Here is a 16,409-nt window from a genome sequence, read left to right as displayed (position 1 = left end):
CCTCACTCCTCGACGACGTCGGCGATGACCACGGTGACGTTGTCCGGGCCGCCGGCCCGCAGCGCCAGGTCGATGAGCTTGTGCGCGCACTCCGCCCGGTCCGGGTGACCGGCCAGCACCTCGGCCAGCGTGTCCGGCCGGACCACGTTGGAGAGGCCGTCGCTGCACAGCAGCCAGCGGTCACCGGCGGCGGGCACCATCGTCGCGTACGTCGGGGAGACGTCCTCGCCCTGCAGAGCCTGGGTGACGACGGCCCGCCGTGGGTGGCTGCTCGCCTGGTCGGGCGTGATCACACCCTGGTCGACGAGCATCTGCACGAAGGTGTCGTCCCGGGTGATCTGCTTGAGCACGCCCTCGCGGAACAGATAGGCGCGGGAGTCGCCGATGTGGGCGAGCGCCAGGCAGCTACCGGTACGGGCGAAGAGCAGGGCGGTCAACGTCGTACCCATGCCCTGCCGCTCCGGATCCTCGCCGACCGCCCGCCGGATCCGCTGGGTGGCCTGCTCGATCCCGCCCTGCAACGCGGCGACCAGGGCGTCTTCCGGTGTCTCCACGTCCAGCGGTGCCATCGATCCGATGGTGAGCGAGCTGGCCAGGTCACCGGCCGCCATGCCACCCATGCCGTCGGCGACGGCGACCAGCCACGTGCCGGAGTGCAGGGCGTCCTGGTTCCCGCTACGGATCAGCCCACGGTCGCTCGTTCCCACGGAACGCAGCTTCAGGGTCATGGGTGGCAGCCTGCCAGGCGAAGGGCTCTGTTGTCTCTAGGAGATCCACCGTGACGCCGCGTGGCGCGGCGAATCTCACTGTCCGGCGCGGCCCCGGTCGGGCCGCCACCAGGGGTGTCGACCACGTGAACGGCGGGCTTACCGTGAGGGCCATGGACGCATATCTGTGGCTCGCGGGCGCTGCGGTGGTGCTCACGCTCACGGCGCTCGTGGTGGTAGTGGTGGTGCTCCGGCGCCGGCGGCCGGTCGGCCGGGAGGCCGCGCTGCAGATCGCCCGGCAGGCGATCCGGCAGAACCGACGGGACCAGCAGGTCCGGGACCGGGGCACCATCCGGGGCAAGGGGTACGGCGGCCTCGACAGTCAGGCCACCAGTGCGGGCGTCAGCAGCGAATCCGGCGGCATGCCCTGACCCGGCGCTGGCGTACGGAGTTCCGGGCAGGCCGTCACCCGCTCCTGCCCGGCGGGCACTGGACCCTGCCCTCCCACCGGTGGACACGTCAGGCGTCGCCACGACGAATCGGCTCGCCCACCGGCCTGCCGACCACACCTCAGCCGATCTCCTCGTCGACGTAGCACCAGCGCCAGGACTCCCCCGACTGTACCGAGCGCATGACCGGGTGGCCGGTCTCCTCGAAGTGCACGCTCGCGTGCCGGTGCGGCGACGAGTCGCAGCAGCTGACCTCCCCGCAGGAGAGGCAGGCGCGCAGGTGCACCCAGTCGGTTTCGCCGATCGACACGCAGGCCGCGCACTCGTCCACGTTCCGCGGTGCAACCGTGCCCGTCTCGGCCAGGTGTTCGCAGCTCACCGGTCGCCCTCCCGCCGCAGCAACGATTCCTCCAGGTCCAGGTCACGATAGGCCTGCACCAGCGCCTCCTCCGGGATACGGCCGGTGTCCCGCGCGTTCCGGAACACCTCACGTTCAGCGTCGATCATCTCTTGTCGCAGCCGCCCGTACGCCTGCGACGGTGTCTCCCGCTGGGTGCCGCCAAGACGCTCCCAGGCCAGGTTGGTGCGTTCCTCCACCCCTCGGCGCAGCCGGTCCACCACCGGAGCCGGTGCGGTGTCGGCCAGTTCGTCGAGGCGTTCGCGGGCCGCCCGGCCGGCCTGCTGCTGGACGCCGGCCGCGGAGAGCGCGTCCTGCACCGGGTCGTCCGGCGGCAGCTTGAGCAGCCGGGCCACGATCGGCAGGGTGGCGCCCTGGCCGACCAGCGTGGCCACGATCACCGCGAAGGCCAACCAGATGAACAGCTCCCTCGGATACTCCCGCCCGCCGGCGACCGTGAGCGGGAGGGCGAGCGCCGCGGCCAGGGTCACCACACCTCGCATCCCGGCCCAGCCGATGACGAGGGGATACTTCACCGGTTTCCGCGCCGTGCCCCGCCGCACGCCCGGCACGAGCCGGGTCAGGTACGTGACCGGGAACAGCCACACGAATCGGGCCAGGAAGAGCGTTCCGAGTACCGCCGCCGTGACGCCCACGACGCGCCCGAGCGGCTCGTCGAGGTCCTGCAACACGTCCGGGAGCTGGAGGCCGACCAGGAGGAAGACCAGCCCCTCCAGGAGGAACCGGACCAGCCGCCAGACCGCGCCCACCTGGAGCCGGGAGGCGGCCGTCATCAGCACCGGCAGCTTGTGTCCCAGCGCGAGCCCGGTGACCACGACCGCCATCACACCGGACGCGTGGATCTCCTCGGCTACGAAGACCACCGCGAACGGGATGATCAGCGAGAGCGCGTTGTCGAGCAGCGGGTCGGTGATCCGCTTGTGCACGAACCCGAAGAGCACAGCGCCGAGCACGCCGACCAGCACACCGCCGCCGGCCGAGCGCAGCACCTCGATGCTCACCTCGGCCACGCCGACCGCCGAACCGACGGCGGCCAGCGCGGCGACCCGGAACAGCACCAGCGCGGTGGCGTCGTTGAGCAGGCTCTCACCCTCAAGGATCGTGACCACCCGCCGGGGCAGCCCGATGCGCCGGGCCACCGCCGTCGCGGCCACCGCGTCCGGTGGGGCGAGCACCGCACCGAGGGCCAGGCAGACGGCGAAGGGCACCATCGGCAACAGCAGGTGCAGGACCAGACCGATCGCGGCCGCCGTGAAGAGCACGAGCCCGACCGCCAGCCACAGGATCGGGCGCAGGTTGTGCCGGAAGGCCGGCACGGACGTCTCCAACGCGGCGACGTAGAGCAGCGGTGGGAGGATCCCCACGAGCACCAGATCCGGGTCGAGCCGGACGTGCGGGAAGCCGGGCACGAACGACAGCACGAGCCCCGCCACCACCAGCACGATCGGCGCCAACAGGCCGAGCTTGCGGGCCAGTGCGGCGCCGATCGTCGCGGTCGCCAGGAACACGACGACCTCGAAGAGTCCCTCCATGGGATGTCAGCCTAGGCAACCACCGGGTATCGCCTGATCATCGGGCACGCAGCTTCGGCAGCACCTCCGCGCCGAACGTGTCCAGGAAGGCACTCTGTTCCTTTCCGACGTGATGCAGGGCGATCTGGTCGAACCCGAGGGTCAGGTACTCCTCCAGCCAGCCGACATGCCGGCCGAGGTCCGCCGAGACGTTGACCACCTGGGTGACCCGCCGCATCGGCACGTCGGCCGAGACCGCGTCGAAGTGCTCGGCCGTCTCCAGGTCCCAGCACACCGGCGGGACGAAGACGTTGCTGCGCCACTGGTCGTACGCGACGGCCTCCGCCTCGGCCTGGTCGGGCGCCCAGCTCAGGTGCACCTGCAGGTGCAGCGGCCCCCGACCGCCGGCGTCCCGGTAGGCGCGGACCATCCGACGCAGGTGCTCCACCGACGCGTTCACGGTGATCAGCCCGTCGGCCCAGCCGGCGCACCAGCGGGCGGTCGGTACGCTCACCGCCGCGCCGAGCAGGGCGGGCGGCTGCTCGGGGCGGGTCCACAGCCGCGCCCGGTCCACCCGGACCAGCCCGTCGTGGCTGACCTCCTCCCCCGCGAGCAGCGCCCGGATCACGTCCACGCACTCGCGCAGCCGGGCGGCGCGCACGGACTTGCGCGGCCAGCGGTCGCCGGTGATGTGTTCGTTGCTGGCTTCCCCGGTGCCGAGCGCGGCCCAGAACCGGCCCGGGTACATGGCGGCGAGCGTCCCGATCGCCTGGGCGACGATCGCCGGGTGGTAGCGCTGGCCCGGGGCGTTCACCACGCCGAACGGCAGCCCCGTGGCCTGGAGCGCGGCGCCGAGCCAGGACCAGGCGAAACCGGAGTGCCCCTGCCGGGCGCTCCACGGCGAGAAGTGGTCCGAGCACATGGCGCCGTCGAAGCCGACCCGTTCGGCGTGGACCACCGCATCCAGCAGGGCTCGGGGGTGGATCTGTTCGTGGGACGCGTGGAAGCCGAACACCGTCATGGCTGCGTTCCGTACCCAGGACGGTGTCCGGCTAAAGCTGACGTTCGCCGACCGCCTTGCAGCGACCCGGCCGCCGGCGGCGGCCGGGTCGCGTCCGCTACTCGGAGTGCGCGCCGGCCGGCCCGACCGAGCCGGCGCCCTCGCCGCCCACCCAGACCGCCTTCGTGTTGCAGAACTCCCGCATGCCCAGCGCGGAGAGTTCCCGGCCGTAGCCGGAGTTCTTCACCCCGCCGAAGGGCAGCTCCGGGTAGGAGGTGGTCATGCCGTTGATGAAGACGTTGCCGGCGTCCAGGTCGGTGACGAAGCGCGCCTGCTCGTCCGGATCCCGGGTCCAGGCGTTCGAGCCGAGCCCGAAGGCGGTGCCGTTGGCGACCTCGATCGCCTCGTCGTACGACGACACCCGGAACAGGCCCGCTACCGGCCCGAACACCTCTTCCCGCCACATCCGCATCTGCGGGGTCAGGTCGGTGACCACCGTCGGCGGGTACCACCAGCCGTCCCGGTCCGGCACCTCGCCGCCGACCAGCACCGTGCCTCCGTTGTCGATCGCGTCGCGGACCTGGCCGTGCACCTCGTCGCGGCCACGTTCGCTGGCCAGCGGCCCCACGTCGGTCCGCTCGTCCATCGGGTCGCCGACCTGAAGTGCCGCCATGTGGGTGGCGAACTTCTCCGCGAAGGCGTCGAAGACGTCGGTGTGCACGATGAACCGTTTCGCGGCGATGCAGGACTGGCCGTTGTTCTGGCAGCGGGCGGTGGTGGCCACCTCGGCGGCCTGGTCCAGGTCGGCCGAGGGCATCACCACGAACGGGTCGCTGCCGCCGAGTTCCAGCACCGTCTTCTTCAGCTCCCGGCCGGCGATCTGCGCGATCGACCGGCCGGCGCCCTCGCTGCCGGTCAGCGTGGCCGCGCGTACCCGGGGGTCGCTGAGGATCTGTTCGACGGCGTCCGAGCCCACCAGCAGTGTGGTGAACGCGCCTTCGGGGAACCCGGCCCGGCGGAACACGTCCTCCAGCAGCAGCGCGGTCTGCGGCACGTTCGAGGCGTGCTTGAGCAGTCCCGTGTTGCCCGCCATCAGCGCGGGCGCGGCGAAGCGCATCACCTGCCAGAGCGGAAAGTTCCAGGGCATCACGGCGAGCACCGGGCCGATCGGCTGGTAGCGGATGAAGGCCCGGGTGGCGCTCACGGCCGCGGCGTCGGCGGGCTCGTCGGCCAGGTATCCGGCGGCGTGGGCCGCGTAGAACCGGGCGGCCTTGGCGCACTTGGTCACCTCGGCCTTCGCCGACGCGTACGTCTTGCCCATCTCGGTGGTCATGATGCGGGCGATCTCGTCGCGCTCCGCGTCGAGCAGGTCGGCGGCGGCGTTCATCCAGCCGGCCCGCTGGTCGACGGTGGTGCCGTGCAGTTGCCGGAACGCCAGGTCGGCCCGCCCGATCGCGGCGTCGATCTGCTCGGTCGACATCGGGTCGTACGTCTTGAGCACCTGTCCGGTGGCGGGGTTGGTGGTGGCGATGGACATCTCGGCCTCCTGTCACTCGAACAGTGAGTGCTTTGCGCCCGGCTCCTCGCGGCGACGAGCGGCGCGGCGACGCTGGATGATGATCAGGTCGACCACGGCGACCAGCGCGAGGAGCACGCAGACCACGCCCAGCCACACGATGTTGGCCAGGAACGCCAGCACGGCGAAGATGGCCATGATCACCAGGCCGAAGCCGGCGAGTGCGAGCCGGAGGTTCAGCGCGCTGTACGCGTGCCCGACCGTGCCACGGGCGCGCCGGGGCTGCGATCTCGTCATTCCCCCGACCTACCCCGGGACGGACCGGGTTAACCGGGTCGACCGGCGCGGTCGGCCGCGCGCCGCTTCCGGGCGCACGGGCGGCCGCGAGCCGCGATCGGACGCACGGCCGGCTTCGTCGCCGCGATCGGACGCACGACGGGCTTCGTGGCCGCCGCCGGGCGCACGGCCCGCTTCGCGCCACGGCCGGGCCGTCGTGCGCCGAGCGCGGGTGGCCTGGCCGGCCGTCAGCCGATCTCGGCCAGGCGCGGCGCGATCCGCTCGGCGACCTGCTCGGCGAACTCGACCGGGTGCCGGTCCGGCGTCACCTGGAGCTCGGTCACGCCGAGTGCGGCGTACTCCTGCGCGGCGGCGAGGAAAGCGTCCGGGTCATCCAGGGGATGAACCTGCATCGCGAGGGTCTTCTCGATGCTGTCGTAGTCACGCCCCTCGGCCTCGCAGTGCGACCGGAGCACGTCGAACTTGTGGCGTGCCTCGTCAACGCTCACGCCGAAGAAGTTGCACGCGTCGGCGTACCGGGCGACCAGCCGGAGGGTCTTCTGCTCGCCGTTGCCGCCGATCATGATGGGCGGGCGCGGCCGGCGCAGCGGAGCCGGTGAGTTGAGGGTCTCGGCCAGTTGGTAGTGCCGCCCCTCGAAGGGCCCGTTGTCCTCGCTCCACATCTGCAGGCAGATCTGCACCGTCTCCTCGAGCCGCTCGAAGCGCTCGGCCACCGGCACCACCGGCACGCCGAGGCCACGCTGTTCCCGCTCGTACCAGGAGGCGCCGATGCCCAGCCGGGCGCGACCGCCGGAGAGCACGTCCAGGGTGGTGACGGTCTTCGCGAGCAGTCCCGGGTACCGGTACATCACGCCGGTCACCAGCACACCGAGCGTCATCCGCTGGGTCTTGCCGGCGACGAAGCCGAGCGTGGTGTACGCCTCCAGCATCGGCTCGTCGACCCCGGCCACGGCCTCCATCTGGAAGAAGTGGTCCATGACGGTGAAGGAGGCGAAACCGCCCGACTCCGCGACCCCGGCGGCGCGGGCCAGGGTGGATCCGATGAGTTCCGGCTCCGGCGGGGTGGTGAAGGTCCAGTAGTGCAGGCCGAGTTTCACAACACACCCTCTTTCGTGGCGGGACGGACCGGGTACGACGCCGGGTCCCGTGGGACTCGACACCCGGCCACGGCGCGGAACCCGCCGCCTGGCGCCGTGGTCCACGGCGCGTCCGGCTCAGCGTTCCACGTCGAGCGCTCGCGAGGTCAAGGCTTCCCGCGGGCTCACCCGGATTGCCGACCGGGAGTGCTCCGGACACGCGGCACCGGGGCGCTACCACATCGATCCGAGCAGCGGCCGGGATGTGCCGCATAGCCGACAGCGTCAGTCCGACCCAACCGGTCCTGCGCATAGAGTTATCGCGCCATCGCTCTGAGCTGTACATCGGGGGATCATGCCTCGCCGCTGGATCACCACCGTCGCCTGCCTCCTGGCCCTGGTCGCCCTCGCCTGCGAGGGTGGCGGCGAGGCGGGACCCCGCCCGACCCGTGGCACCCCGCAGCCCGGCGGATCCGGCGGCATCGCCGCGCTCGGCGACTCGATCAGCACCGGATTCGGCTCGTGCCTGGTGCTCACCTCCTGCGAACGCAACTCCTGGTCGACGGGGGACGGGCTACGGGTACGCAGCCTCTACCGGCGCCTGCTCGACCGCGACCCGGACGTCCGGGAACGCGCGTACAACCACGCCCGGCCCGGGGCGCGGGCCGCCGCCCTGGAGGAACAGGCCCGGGCCGCGGTGCGCGACCGGGTCGACCACGTCACGGTGCTGATCGGCGCCAACGACGCCTGCCGGTCCAGCATCGACGACATGACCCCGGTACGGCAGTTCCGGGCCGACGTGGACCGGGCGCTGCGTACGCTGCGCGCGGGCCGCCCGAAGGCGCGGGTGCTGGTGGTGAGCATCCCCGACCTGCACCGGCTGTGGGAGGTCGGGCACACCGACAAGCGAGCGGTCCGGGCCTGGCGGCACGGCGTCTGCCCCTCACTGCTGGCCGACGCGACGTCGAACACCCCGGCAGACCGGGCCCGCCGGACCGCCTTCCGCGCCCGGATCAACGCCTACAACAGTCAGCTGGCCGCGGCGTGCAAGGCGTACGGGTCGCGCTGCCGGTACGACGGCGGCGCGGTGCACCGGGTGCGTTTCACGCTCGACCTGGTGAACCAGCTGGACTGGTTCCACCCGAACGCGGCCGGTCAGGGCCGGCTCGCCGACGTGGCCTGGGACGCTTCCGGGCTCGCCGGCTGAACCGCGGCCTCCCGCGTCCCCGCGCCTGACGAGGCCTGTCAGGCGCGGCGTGGCCCCGAGACGCCGCTCGCGTGCTGCCGGTAGAGCGCCCGGGAGCGTTCGGCGAGGTCCTTGGTGGCGGACGAGTTCGCCCAGGTGCCCAGGATGATCGCCGCGCCGGGCACGAGCTTGGCGAAGACGCGCTTGGCCACCCGTATCCCGGCCATCTGCGCCAGGCGTACGCCCAACCGCAGCATGACCTTGCCCAACTGGCCCTGCCCACCCATGCCGAACAGGGCGCCCGCGCGCTCCCGGCCGGCGGCCACGCCCAGCGCCAGCCGGGCGCTCTCGGCGACCTTGTGCACCCGCTGGAGGACGAGCAGGTCGGTGGCGCGGTCGGTGTGCAGCGGGTCGACGCCGTACGCCGCCGCGACGTGCAGCACCATGCGGGCCTGGGTCCAGGCCAGCACGCCGATGTCGATCACCGCGCCGGGCAGCCCGGCGGCGCCGGAGACCGCGCCGGACAGCCGGGCCCGGTTCACGAACCGGCGTACCGCCTGCTCGGCCAGCGCCTCGGTGGTGATGCCGGGCTGTTCCTCCCGGGCCTGCGCGACCCACTGCGCCGCCTCCGGCCCGAGCCGGCGCACCGCCTCCAACGCCAGGTGCTCCGGGGCGTACTGCGGGTCGCCACGCATCCGGTCCCAGAGCGTGGCGGGCGGCGACTCGGGGACCTCCTGGCCGGCGGCCACCGCCGGGGCGGGCGGCCGCGGCGCGGGAGTGGGCGGCTGGCCGTCGGCGGGCACGGGTTCTGACACGGGTACTCCCGAGGGTCGACGCGGGCGATGCGGAGGGCCGGCAGGGGTCAGCGGCGGTTGGTGAACTTCGCCGCCAGTCCCTTCAGTTTCCGCTGGTTCTCCGGCTTGGCGAGTTCCCGCCGGCCGCGTGCGACGAGTTGCTGTCCTCTGGGCGAGCGCAGGAAGGTGCTGATCCGCTGAAACAGAGACATCTCGGTCCTCCTGTCGGTTAGCCCCCACTCATGTCTACCCGGAACCGACAACGGATGTACCCGGGACGACCCGGCAGTCAACCGTCCACTGCGGCCGTAGACTACCGCTCCGTCGGCAGGATGGCGTCGACGACCTCGTTCGCCCGCCACTCGTGCTTCGCGTAGTGGTCGGGGTACGCCGACACCTGCACCGCCTGGGCGGCGTCGGTGAGCCGCATCTGCTGCCAGCCCGGGACCCGCTCCAGCGCGCCGAGGAACTGCCGGGTGGCGAACTCGGGATCCATCAACCGGTCCACCGGTCCCCAACCGCTGCTCGACCGCTGCTGGAACAGCCCGACCGAGTCGTGGTCCCAGCCGAGCCCCTGGTGCGGGTGCCGCTGCGACTCGGGGATCACGCCGCTCGCGAGGTTGTACAGGTTGCTCTCCTGCATCGCGGTGGCCACCGCGATCACCAGCCCCCGGCGCGGCACTCCCATGCCCCGGCCGGTGCGCACGATGATCTCGGCGTTCTTCATCTGCGTCCGGGTCAGCCCCGCCACCGGCGCAGGCTCCGCCGGCTTCTTCATCGCCCGCACATCCGGGTCGGCGTCCGGGCCGGCGGGGGCAGCCGGCTGGGTCGGGGGCGGCGGCGTGGGCTGCCCACTCGCCGACCGGTCGAGGGACCGGGAGGCGTGCTCCTGCTCGGCGCGCCGGACCAGCTCGGAGCGGGCGGCCAGCGGGTCCACCCGGGCCACCACGCCCGCGGTGTCGTCACTGACCTGGGCGTACGTCGCCAGGCCGAGGCAGCACACGACGCCGGTGGCGAGCAGGATCCGGGCCCGTCCGGGCGTCGCGAACTGCCGGGTCCGGTCGTAGCCGGACCGCAGGCGTGGTGCCGCGTAGCCGGCGACGCGGTCGCGGGCGGCCCGCAGGCCCGGGGTGGCGGCTCGAAGGCGCCGCAGCATCATCGTCCGTTCGGCCGATGCCCGGTCATCCGTACGAACATTCGGATCGTGGGGGGCGTTCGGTTCGTCGAGGGTGCCGTCGTCACGCATCAGCCGAGGCTAGGCAGACGTACCCGATGATTACCGTCGGTGATCTCGTGGCCCTCGCCACAGATTCGGGCCGGGTCGGTGGACAGCCGGGGAGCCACCGGTCGGTCGATGGACGGACCTCGCGGCCGGGACGAACCGGTCGGCCGACCCAGGCGCAACCCGCCCGGCCGGAAGCGGGCAGTCACCGGCTCCTCGGCCCACGATCACTAAACTAGGCCGTTAGGCCCATGGCATGCTCCCCCGAACAGGCAGACCACCCCCGGACGCCCGGCGGAATAGGCGCATTCGCCCGATCCTGATCACTCCCTGAGAACGGACCGCCCGGCGAAGGAATGCACCAGGATGGCGGGTACGTTGCCGGAACCGGGTGCCGCGCACGCGACGGCACTCCGTACGCACCATCTCAGGGAGGTCCGCACCGGTGCTCGACCCACACGAGCTCTACGAGCTCACCGACGATCTGCCCGACCTCGGTCAGCCGGTCCTCATCCAGGCCCTGACCGGGTTCGTCGACGCCGGAAACGCGAGCCGGCTCGCCCGCGAGCAGCTGCTCACCTCGCTGGAGTCTCGCCCCATCGCGACCTTCGACCTGGACCAGCTCTTCGACTACCGGTCCCGTCGGCCGATCATGACCTTCGTCGAGGACCACTGGGAGTCGTACGACGCGCCGAAGCTCGAGCTGCACCTGTTGCGCGACGACGACGGCACCCCCTTCCTGCTGCTCACCGGCCCCGAGCCGGACGTGCAGTGGGAGCGCTTCGTGGCCGCCGTCGCCGGGCTCGGCGCCCGGCTGGGCGTCCGGCTGACCGTCGGGCTGAACTCGATCCCGATGGCCGTGCCGCACACCCGACCGACCGGGGTGACCGTCCACGCCACGCGCCGCGAGCTGATCGCCGGGCACGAGCCGTGGCTGCAGCGGGTGCAGGTGCCCGCCGGTGTCGGCCACCTGCTCGAGTTCCGTCTCGGCGAACTGGGTCGCGACGCGGTCGGCTTCGCGGCCCACGTGCCGCACTACGTGGCGCAGACCGAGTACCCGGCCGCCGCGGAGGTGCTGCTCGCCTCGGTGTCCCGCGCCACCGGGCTGCTGCTGCCCAGCGACGAGCTGCGCTCGGCCGCCGAGGTGATCCGGGTCGAGATCGACCGGCAGGTCGCGCAGACCGAGGACGCCGCGGCGCTCGTGCAGGCGCTCGAGGAGCAGTACGACGCGTTCGCCCGGGGCCGGGGCGGGAAGAACCTGCTCGCGCCGGAGATGGGCTCGCTGCCGTCGGCCGAGGAACTCGCCGCCGAACTGGAGCGCTTCCTGGCCGAGCAGAGCCGCCCGAACGACACCGGGAACTGACGGCCGCGGTCCTCCGGCCGGCCATCCACGCCCGGTGCCGACACCGGTCGCCGACCGGTTGCCGGGCGCAGACGCGTCCACCCTGGCGGCACGGATCAGGCAGGTCGGGGCGTCCCGGCTGATCCGGACCCCCGACCGCGGGGCGAACGGGTCGAACCGTACCCCGGGAGGTGGTGGCGCCGTCCCCGCGAAGCGCGACACCCGGGTGCCGGACCGGCGTACCGGCCGTTGATGCGGCAGGCTGGACGCATGCGCCTGGCGACCTGGAACGTGAACTCGGTGAAAGCCCGGCTTCCCCGGCTGCTCGACTGGCTCGACAGCACCGAGCCGGACGTGGTCTGCCTCCAGGAGACCAAGTGCCCGGACGGCGCCTTTCCGGTGGCGGAGGTGGGCGAGCTGGGTTACACCGTGGCCAGCCACAGCGACGGTCGGTGGAACGGGGTGGCCCTGCTGTCCCGGGTCGGGCTGGTCGACGTGGCCGTCGGGTTTCCCGGCGAGCCGGGGTTCCCCGCTCCCGAGGCCCGCGCCATCGCCGCCACCTGCGGCGGGCTGCGGGTCTGGTCGGTGTACGTGCCCAACGGCCGGACGCCGGACGACCCGCACTACGCCTACAAACTGGCCTGGTTCGCCGCGCTGCGCGACGCGCTGGAGCAGCAGCTCACCGGTGGCCTGCCGCTGGCCGTCTGCGGTGACTTCAACGTGGCCCCGACCGACGCCGACGTTTGGGACCCGGCCGTGTTCACCCACTCCACGCACGTCACCCCGGCCGAGCGCGCGGCGCTGGCCGCGCTGCGCGACCTGGGTCTCACCGACGTGGTGCCGACCCCGATGAAGGGGCCGCACCCGTTCACCTACTGGGACTACCGGGCCGGCATGTTCCACCAGAACAAGGGCATGCGGATCGACCTGGTGTACGCCTCGGCGCCGTTCGCCCGGACGGTCCGCTCCGCGTACGTCGACCGGGAGGCGCGCAAGGGCAAGGGGCCCTCCGATCACGCACCGATCGTCGTCGACGCCGAACTGGTGCCGGCGGTCGAGACTTTCTGAGCTGGTTAGGGTGGGGACATGGCTGTTGTGAAGATCAACGCGATCGACGTCCCGCCGGGTGCCGGTGAGGAGCTGGAGAAGCGCTTCGCGGCCCGGGCCGGCGCCGTCGAGAACTCCCCCGGCTTCCTCGGGTTCGAGCTGCTCCGTCCGGTCGCCGGAGAGAGTCGCTACTTCGTCTACACGAAGTGGGAGTCGGAGGAGGCGTACCAGGCCTGGGCCGCTGGCCCCTCCCGCGCCGCGCACGGCGGGCAGCAACGCCCCGTCGCCACCGGCGCCAACCTGCTCGAGTTCGAAGTGGTCCAGCAGGTCCCCTGACCCCACCCCCTGTCTCTGGTCGATCAAGGGGACGGGAGGCCGGACAGGGTCAGGTGGGGGCAGCGGCCAGGGAGGGTCAGGTGGGGGCGGCGGCCAGGGAGGGTCAGGTGGGTGCGGCGGCCAGGGAGGCGAAGGCGATGATGTTGTCGGCGTAGCCCTCGCGGCCGCCGACGAACTCACCGCCACACGTGATCAGCCGGAGGCCCGGCGGACCGTCGTGGCCGTAGACCCGATCGGCCGGGAACCGGTCCTTCGGGAAACGCTCCACCGAGTCGACCCGGAACGCCACCACCGACCCGTCCGCCCGGGTCACCTCGACCGCGTCGCCCGGCTTCAGCTTGCCCAGGTCGTAGAAGACCGAGGGCCCGTCCTTCGTGTCCACGTGCCCGACGATCACGGCCGGGCCGGACTCTCCGGGAGTGGGCCCCCGGTCGTACCAGCCGGTCTCGTTGTGCCGCTCCAACGGCGGCACCGCGATCGAACCGTCCCGGGCCTGCCCGACCGGAGCCACCGGCGCGGACACCTTGATCGTCGGCATCGAGAGACTCACCGGACGGCTCGCCCGCATCGCGCCGTTGTCGCCGCCCGCCGGCCGATCCCCACCGCCGGCGGTCCACTCCCCGGGCTCGACCGAGCGGCCCAGCCCCATCCCGGTGGCGAAGACCCCGGCCAGCACCAGCACCACGGCCAGCGGCAGGGCCCAGGGCGAGCGGCGGGGCCGTGCGGCCCGGACGCCGGTGCCCCGGCCGGCGGCGGGGCGTACCGGCGGAGGCGCCTGCGCGGTGATCGCGTGTGTGATGGAGACCCGCTGGGCGAGCGCCGAACGGTCGGCCGGTGATCCGACCGGCGGACGGCTGGGGCGCGGGGCCGGCATCCGGCTCAGCCTCTCGTGGAGCCACGCCCGGTACGCGGCCGGCGCAGCGTGACGAGGGCGACGATCAGCCCGGCAACGGCCAGCGCCACTCCGAAGGGCACCAGCAGGCCACCGCGGAAGCCGCCCGCGGTGCCGCCGAACCCGGTGGCCGGACCGCGGCTGGGCTTCACCGACTTCACCACCTGGAGCATCGTCGAGGCGGTCTGGCCGTCACGGCACTCGAGCTTGACGCGGTAGTTGCCGGGGAAGGTCCGCTCGCGCACCATCGGCGCGGCGGTCAGCAACCCGTGCTGCGGCTGCGCCTGGACCCGCCCGAACGCGTCCGACACCACGGTCGCCGGGATCGAGTTGTCCCGGCAGCTGGCCTTGATGCCGACCAGGTAGCCCGGCTGCACGGTGCTCGGGCTGACCTCGACGAAGACGTCCACGACCGGGTTCGGTTGGGGCGCGGCGGCCGCCTCCGGCTGCGGGCCGGCATCCCCGGGGTCGCCCGGATCGGGGGCGGCGAAGGCGGCGGGCGAGGCGGCGACCTGCGGCGGCGGACCCTCGACGGCCGCCTCCCGGCCGGCCGCCACCACCAGCAGCAGGCCGGCGATCATGGCCGACAGGACGAATTCACCGCGGGTCATGCGCGATGCCTCCTCCCGACGCCGGATGGCCGGATGGGCAGCGGGCTGCCCGGACTGCCGTACGAGATGGATCCTCTCATTCCTGGGCGAACATCACATCCGATCCGGCGGGATGGTCGCGTACGCTCGGACGGCTGTGACCTCCATCGACCCTGACCCCACGCGCGCCGCGGCGCGGCCACCCGTCCGGACGATCCGCACCTTCCATCCACGGCGGGGCCGGATGACCGGGCGGCAGACCGATGCGCTGGACCGGCTCTTCGGCGCGTACGGCCTGGACGTGCCGGACGGGCCGGGCGCCCCGATCGAGTTGACCGGCCTCTTCGGTCGAACGGCGCCGGTCGTGCTGGAGATCGGATCGGGCATGGGCGACACCACCGCGGCGATGGCCGGCGCCGATCCGGATCGGGACTATCTGGCGGTCGAGGTGCACACCCCTGGCATCGCCAACCTGCTCGACCTGGTGCGACGGCACGACCTGCGCAACGTCCGGGTGGCGAAGGGCGACGCCCTGGAGCTGGTACGCCGACTGCCGCCCGGCTCGCTCGACGCGGTGCACGTCTTCTTCCCCGACCCGTGGCCGAAGGCCCGGCATCACAAGCGACGGCTGATCCAGCCGGCGCACGTGGCCCTGCTGCGCAGCCGGCTCGCGCCGGGCGGCGTGCTGCACTGCGCCACCGACTGGGCGGAGTACGCCGAGGCGATGCGGGAGACCCTCGACGCCGACCCGGAACTGGTCAACCCGCACGCCGGCTTCGCGCCGCGCCCCGCGCACCGGCCGGTGACCAAGTTCGAACGGCGCGCCCTGCTGGCGGGCCGCCCGATCGCCGACCTGATCTACCGCCGCCGCTGAGGAGCGGCCCCGCGGCGATGGGTCGCTTTCTTACGATCCGTCACCCCGGTTGGCGGGGAGCACCATGATCCAGGCACCATTGACGGGTTATGACGCTCACCGCCGCGCTGCCCGCGACCGCCGACCCCGACACCCTCTACGACGCGTTCGCCGGCTGGGCCAAGGAGCGCGGCCTCGATCTCTACCCACACCAGGAAGAGGCGGTCATCGAGATCGTCTCCGGCGCCAACGTGATCATGAACACGCCGACCGGCTCCGGTAAGAGCCTGGTGGCGATCGCGGCGCACTTCGCGGCCCTGGCCGACGACCGGACGACCTTCTACACCGCCCCGATCAAGGCGCTGGTCTCGGAGAAGTTCTTCGCCCTCTGCGAGGTCTTCGGCGCCGAGAACGTCGGGATGCTCACCGGCGACGCCAGCGTCAACGCCGACGCCCCGATCATCTGCTGCACCGCGGAGATCCTGGCCAACCTGGCGCTGCGGGAGGGCACCAAGGCCGACGTCGGCCAGGTGGTCATGGACGAGTTCCACTTCTACGCCGAGCCCGACCGGGGCTGGGCGTGGCAGGTGCCGATCATCGAGCTGCCGCAGGCCCAGTTCATCCTGATGTCCGCCACCCTCGGGGACACCACCCGCTTCGTCGACGACCTGACCCGGCGCACCGGGCGGCCGACCGCCGTCGTGCGCTCGGCCGAGCGGCCCGTCCCGCTGCTCTTCTCGTACGCGATGACGCCGCTGCACGAGACGCTGGAGGAGCTGCTGCAGACGAAGCAGGCGCCGGTGTACGTCGTGCACTTCACCCAGGCCGCCGCCCTGGAGCGGGCCCAGGCGCTGATGAGCGTCAACGTCTCCACCCGCGCCGAGAAGGACATGATCGCCCAGGCCATCGGGAACTTCCGGTTCACCTCCGGCTTCGGCAAGACCCTGTCCCGGCTGGTGCGGCACGGCATCGGCGTGCACCACGCGGGCATGCTGCCCAAGTACCGCCGGCTGGTCGAGACCCTCGCCCAGGCCGGGCTACTCAAGGTCATCTGCGGCACCGACACCCTCGGCGTCGGCATCAACGTGCCGATCCGCACCGTGCTCTTCACCGGCCTGTCCAAGTACGACGGGGTGCGCACCCGACTGCTCAAGGCCCGGGAGTTCCACCAGA

Annotated in this window: 19 protein-coding genes; 7 read left to right on the top strand and 12 right to left on the bottom strand. The window is 72.5% G+C overall.

All coding sequences use genetic code 11. The features are described from left to right. Window positions 1-2 precede the first annotated feature (2 nt). Window positions 3-728 carry a protein phosphatase 2C domain-containing protein gene (locus tag ABZS42_RS16810; protein WP_355146130.1) on the bottom strand — a complete coding sequence of 242 codons (726 nt, stop codon included), beginning with the start codon at window positions 726-728 and terminating at the stop codon, window positions 3-5. A 152-nt stretch (window positions 729-880) separates the two neighbouring features. On the opposite strand from ABZS42_RS16810, the gene ABZS42_RS16805 reads away from it, so the two are divergent. Continuing rightward, the gene (locus ABZS42_RS16805) at window positions 881-1,138 is read left to right on the top strand and encodes a hypothetical protein (protein WP_355146128.1); all 258 of its coding nucleotides are present in this window, start codon (window positions 881-883) and stop codon (window positions 1,136-1,138) included. A 139-nt stretch (window positions 1,139-1,277) separates the two neighbouring features. Here ABZS42_RS16805 and ABZS42_RS16800 read toward each other — a convergent pair whose 3' ends face one another. From ABZS42_RS16800 to ABZS42_RS16775, 6 genes are all read right to left on the bottom strand, one after another. Further along, a complete protein-coding gene (locus ABZS42_RS16800; RefSeq protein ID WP_355146126.1) occupies window positions 1,278-1,535 on the bottom strand; it encodes a UBP-type zinc finger domain-containing protein in 258 nt (85 codons plus the stop codon). Further along, the gene (locus ABZS42_RS16795) at window positions 1,532-3,106 is read right to left on the bottom strand and encodes a Na+/H+ antiporter (RefSeq protein WP_355146124.1); all 1,575 of its coding nucleotides are present in this window, start codon (window positions 3,104-3,106) and stop codon (window positions 1,532-1,534) included. The genes ABZS42_RS16800 and ABZS42_RS16795 overlap by 4 nt, the downstream gene beginning before the upstream one ends. A 37-nt stretch (window positions 3,107-3,143) precedes the next feature. Beyond that, window positions 3,144-4,106: a TIGR03885 family FMN-dependent LLM class oxidoreductase gene (locus tag ABZS42_RS16790; protein WP_355146122.1), complete on the bottom strand. Its 963-nt coding sequence runs from the start codon at window positions 4,104-4,106 to the stop codon at window positions 3,144-3,146. Window positions 4,107-4,203: 97 nt separating this feature from the next. Then, window positions 4,204-5,622 carry an NADP-dependent succinic semialdehyde dehydrogenase gene (locus ABZS42_RS16785; protein WP_355146120.1) on the bottom strand — a complete coding sequence of 473 codons (1,419 nt, stop codon included), beginning with the start codon at window positions 5,620-5,622 and terminating at the stop codon, window positions 4,204-4,206. A 12-nt stretch (window positions 5,623-5,634) separates the two neighbouring features. Further along, complete coding sequence (locus ABZS42_RS16780; RefSeq protein ID WP_355146118.1) at window positions 5,635-5,898, bottom strand: DUF6343 family protein; 264 nt, start codon at window positions 5,896-5,898, stop codon at window positions 5,635-5,637. 227 nt (window positions 5,899-6,125) lie between these two features. Further along, window positions 6,126-6,995: an LLM class F420-dependent oxidoreductase gene (locus ABZS42_RS16775; RefSeq protein ID WP_355146116.1), complete on the bottom strand. Its 870-nt coding sequence runs from the start codon at window positions 6,993-6,995 to the stop codon at window positions 6,126-6,128. Window positions 6,996-7,329: 334 nt separating this feature from the next. Here ABZS42_RS16775 and ABZS42_RS16770 point away from each other — a divergent pair, with 334 nt between their 5' ends. Continuing rightward, window positions 7,330-8,181, top strand: coding sequence for an SGNH/GDSL hydrolase family protein (locus ABZS42_RS16770; RefSeq protein WP_355146114.1), 852 nt, complete (start codon window positions 7,330-7,332; stop codon window positions 8,179-8,181). A 38-nt stretch (window positions 8,182-8,219) separates the two neighbouring features. On the opposite strand, the gene ABZS42_RS16765 is transcribed toward ABZS42_RS16770, so the two are convergent. The 3 genes from ABZS42_RS16765 to ABZS42_RS16755 all read right to left on the bottom strand — a co-directional run bounded on the left by ABZS42_RS16765 (window position 8,220) and on the right by ABZS42_RS16755 (window position 10,200). Beyond that, entirely contained in the window at window positions 8,220-8,975 is a 756-nt protein-coding gene (locus tag ABZS42_RS16765; RefSeq protein WP_355146112.1) for an EcsC family protein, read from the bottom strand. 47 nt (window positions 8,976-9,022) lie between these two features. Then, window positions 9,023-9,166 (bottom strand): hypothetical protein, encoded by a 144-nt coding sequence (locus ABZS42_RS16760; RefSeq protein WP_355146110.1) that lies wholly within the window; start codon window positions 9,164-9,166, stop codon window positions 9,023-9,025. A gap of 101 nt (window positions 9,167-9,267) precedes the next feature. Next, complete coding sequence (locus tag ABZS42_RS16755) at window positions 9,268-10,200, bottom strand: peptidase M23 (protein WP_355146108.1); 933 nt, start codon at window positions 10,198-10,200, stop codon at window positions 9,268-9,270. 421 nt (window positions 10,201-10,621) lie between these two features. On the opposite strand from ABZS42_RS16755, the gene ABZS42_RS16750 reads away from it, so the two are divergent. The 3 genes from ABZS42_RS16750 (at window position 10,622) to ABZS42_RS16740 (ending at window position 12,901) form a co-directional block, all read left to right on the top strand. Next, window positions 10,622-11,539, top strand: coding sequence for a PAC2 family protein (locus tag ABZS42_RS16750; RefSeq protein WP_355146106.1), 918 nt, complete (start codon window positions 10,622-10,624; stop codon window positions 11,537-11,539). Between the two features lie 249 nt (window positions 11,540-11,788). Beyond that, the gene (locus ABZS42_RS16745) at window positions 11,789-12,586 is read left to right on the top strand and encodes an exodeoxyribonuclease III (protein WP_355146104.1); all 798 of its coding nucleotides are present in this window, start codon (window positions 11,789-11,791) and stop codon (window positions 12,584-12,586) included. An 18-nt stretch (window positions 12,587-12,604) separates the two neighbouring features. Beyond that, complete coding sequence (locus tag ABZS42_RS16740) at window positions 12,605-12,901, top strand: antibiotic biosynthesis monooxygenase (RefSeq protein WP_355146102.1); 297 nt, start codon at window positions 12,605-12,607, stop codon at window positions 12,899-12,901. Window positions 12,902-13,004: 103 nt separating this feature from the next. Here ABZS42_RS16740 and ABZS42_RS16735 read toward each other — a convergent pair whose 3' ends face one another. Both ABZS42_RS16735 and ABZS42_RS16730 read right to left on the bottom strand, forming a co-directional pair. After that, window positions 13,005-13,775: a class F sortase gene (locus ABZS42_RS16735; RefSeq protein WP_355146100.1), complete on the bottom strand. Its 771-nt coding sequence runs from the start codon at window positions 13,773-13,775 to the stop codon at window positions 13,005-13,007. A 5-nt stretch (window positions 13,776-13,780) separates the two neighbouring features. Next, window positions 13,781-14,404, bottom strand: coding sequence for a hypothetical protein (locus ABZS42_RS16730; RefSeq protein WP_355146098.1), 624 nt, complete (start codon window positions 14,402-14,404; stop codon window positions 13,781-13,783). 223 nt (window positions 14,405-14,627) lie between these two features. Between ABZS42_RS16730 and trmB the strand changes: the two genes are divergently transcribed. Together trmB and ABZS42_RS16720 are read left to right on the top strand one after the other, a co-directional pair. Then, a complete protein-coding gene (gene trmB / locus ABZS42_RS16725; RefSeq protein WP_355146271.1) occupies window positions 14,628-15,257 on the top strand; it encodes a tRNA (guanosine(46)-N7)-methyltransferase TrmB in 630 nt (209 codons plus the stop codon). 89 nt (window positions 15,258-15,346) lie between these two features. Beyond that, a partial coding sequence (locus ABZS42_RS16720) for a DEAD/DEAH box helicase (protein ID WP_355146096.1) occupies window positions 15,347-16,409 on the top strand: 1,063 nt, incomplete at its 3' end.

The organism is Micromonospora sp. NPDC005367 (assembly GCF_040606825.1).
In the GTDB taxonomy this organism is placed as follows: Bacteria; Actinomycetota; Actinomycetes; order Mycobacteriales; family Micromonosporaceae; genus Micromonospora.
The sequence above is the reverse complement of the archived record's forward strand: the minus strand, read 5'-3'. Positions and strand labels throughout refer to the sequence as shown.